This is a genomic window from Streptomyces sp. NPDC058221 (assembly GCF_042882365.1).
GTDB lineage: Bacteria > Actinomycetota > Actinomycetes > Streptomycetales > Streptomycetaceae > Streptomyces.
The window spans coordinates 1-2,055 of the sequence record NZ_JBHVWF010000303.1 but is presented as its reverse complement, the minus strand read 5'-3'; the positions used below and the strand labels follow the sequence as shown (position 1 = coordinate 2,055).

Below are 2,055 nucleotides of genomic sequence, written 5' to 3'. Positions count from 1 at the left end.
GGCCGCGGGGGGGCCCCTTTTTGGCCGCCCCCCCGGGGGGGGGGCCCCGTCCGCTTCGGGGCGCCCCCCCCCTCAATCCTCCCGGGCCCCGCCGCCGTATCGCTTCGCTCAGGCGCTCTAGCTGAAGGAGTCACCGCAGGCGCAGGAACCCGTGGCGTTCGGGTTGTCGATGGTGAAGCCCTGCTTCTCGATGGTGTCGACGAAGTCGACCGAGGCGCCGCCCAGGTACGGGGCGCTCATCCGGTCGGTGACGACCTTGACGCCGCCGAAGTCCTTCACGACATCGCCGTCGAGCGACCGCTCGTCGAAGAAGAGCTGGTAGCGCAGGCCCGAGCAACCGCCGGGCTGGACGGCGACGCGCAGTGCAAGATCGTCGCGGCCTTCCTGCTCCAGCAGGCCCTTGACCTTGGCTGCGGCGGCGTCGGACAGGAGGATGCCGTCGCTCACGGTGGTGGTCTCGTCCGATACGGACATCTGCTTCTCTCCCGGGTTGTACGGAGTCTGCTTGCCGACGTTGCAACCGCCGGAACCGCGGATTCATTCCGGGCCGCGCGCTTGCCTGTTCCCTTCATGCTCGCACACCGGCCCCGCGAGGGGGTGCGTCACATTGACGCTATCGGCATCGTCAAAGTGACGTGAAGCGGATATGATAGATAACGTCAATTAGACGAAAAGGCTCCTCGCAGAGAAGAAAGGGTGCGTGACGTGACCACGGCCCACCCCGTCCAGGAACTCGATGTCCAGCCGTCGCCCCTCGCCCTGCTCCTGCTCGGCCGCGACGCCGACCCCAGGAGCGAGCGCGGCGTCGAATGCCCCGGTGACCTGCCCTCCCCGTCCGACCCGGACCTGGTGGAGCGTGCCCGCGCGGCCAAGGAGAAGCTGGGCGAGAAGGTCTTCGTACTCGGACACCACTACCAGCGCGACGAGGTCATCCAGTTCGCGGACGTGACCGGCGACTCGTTCAAGCTGGCGCGGGACGCCGCGGCGCGTCCGGAGGCCGAGTACATCGTCTTCTGCGGTGTGCACTTCATGGCCGAGTCCGCGGACATCCTGACGACCGACGACCAGAAGGTCGTGCTGCCGGACCTGGCGGCGGGCTGTTCGATGGCCGACATGGCCACCGCCGAACAGGTCGCCGAGTGCTGGGACGTACTGACCGAGGCCGGCGTCGCCGAGCAGGTCGTGCCCGTCTCGTACATGAACTCCTCGGCCGACATCAAGGCCTTCACCGGCCGCCACGGCGGCACGATCTGCACCTCGTCCAATGCGAAGCGCGCCCTGGAGTGGGCCTTCGAGCAGGGAGAGAAGGTGTTGTTCCTCCCCGACCAGCACCTGGGCCGGAACACCGCCGTACGCGACATGGGGATGACCCTGGAGGACTGCGTCCTCTACAACCCGCACAAGCCGAACGGCGGCCTCACGGCCGAGCAGCTGCGCGACGCGAAGATGATCCTGTGGCGCGGGCACTGCTCGGTGCACGGGCGCTTCTCGGTGGAGTCCGTCAACGACGTCCGTGCGCGCATACCCGGCGTCAACGTGCTGGTGCACCCGGAGTGCAAGCACGAGGTCGTGGCGGCGGCGGACCACGTCGGCTCGACGGAGTACATCATCAAGGCCCTGGAGGCGGCCCCGGCCGGATCGAAGTGGGCGATCGGCACCGAGCTGAACCTGGTGCGGCGCCTGGCGAACCGGTTCGCGGCCGAGGACAAGGAGATCGTCTTCCTCGACAAGACGGTGTGCTTCTGCTCGACGATGAACCGGATCGACCTGCCGCACCTGGTGTGGACGCTGGAGTCGCTCGCCGAGGGCAATCTCGTGAACCGGATCGAGGTCGAACCGGAGACGGAGAAGTACGCCAAGCTGGCGCTTGAGCGGATGCTGGCCCTTCCGTAAGGCCTCTGGCGGAGGAGCGCGGAAGGCCCCGGCACCGGACGACGGCTCGGGCTCCAGGGGTGCCGCCCTGACGCTCTCGGCATGTCCTGCCACGTCCCGTCAGCCGATGCCCTCACCGTTCGCCGTAGGGCGCGGAAACGGAGGAACGGCCTGTCCCACGCT

General features: G+C 68.1%; 2 protein-coding genes. One reads left to right on the top strand and one right to left on the bottom strand.

What is annotated here, in order from left to right; genetic code table 11:
* Positions 1 to 117: 117 nt before the first annotated feature.
* Positions 118 to 474: an iron-sulfur cluster assembly accessory protein gene (locus ACFVW8_RS39015; protein ID WP_024488899.1), complete on the bottom strand. Its 357-nt coding sequence runs from the start codon at positions 472 to 474 to the stop codon at positions 118 to 120.
* 222 nt (positions 475 to 696) lie between these two features.
* Between ACFVW8_RS39015 and nadA the strand changes: the two genes are divergently transcribed.
* Positions 697 to 1,893 carry a quinolinate synthase NadA gene (gene nadA, locus ACFVW8_RS39010; RefSeq protein WP_389698782.1) on the top strand — a complete coding sequence of 399 codons (1,197 nt, stop codon included), beginning with the start codon at positions 697 to 699 and terminating at the stop codon, positions 1,891 to 1,893.
* Positions 1,894 to 2,055 lie beyond the last annotated feature (162 nt).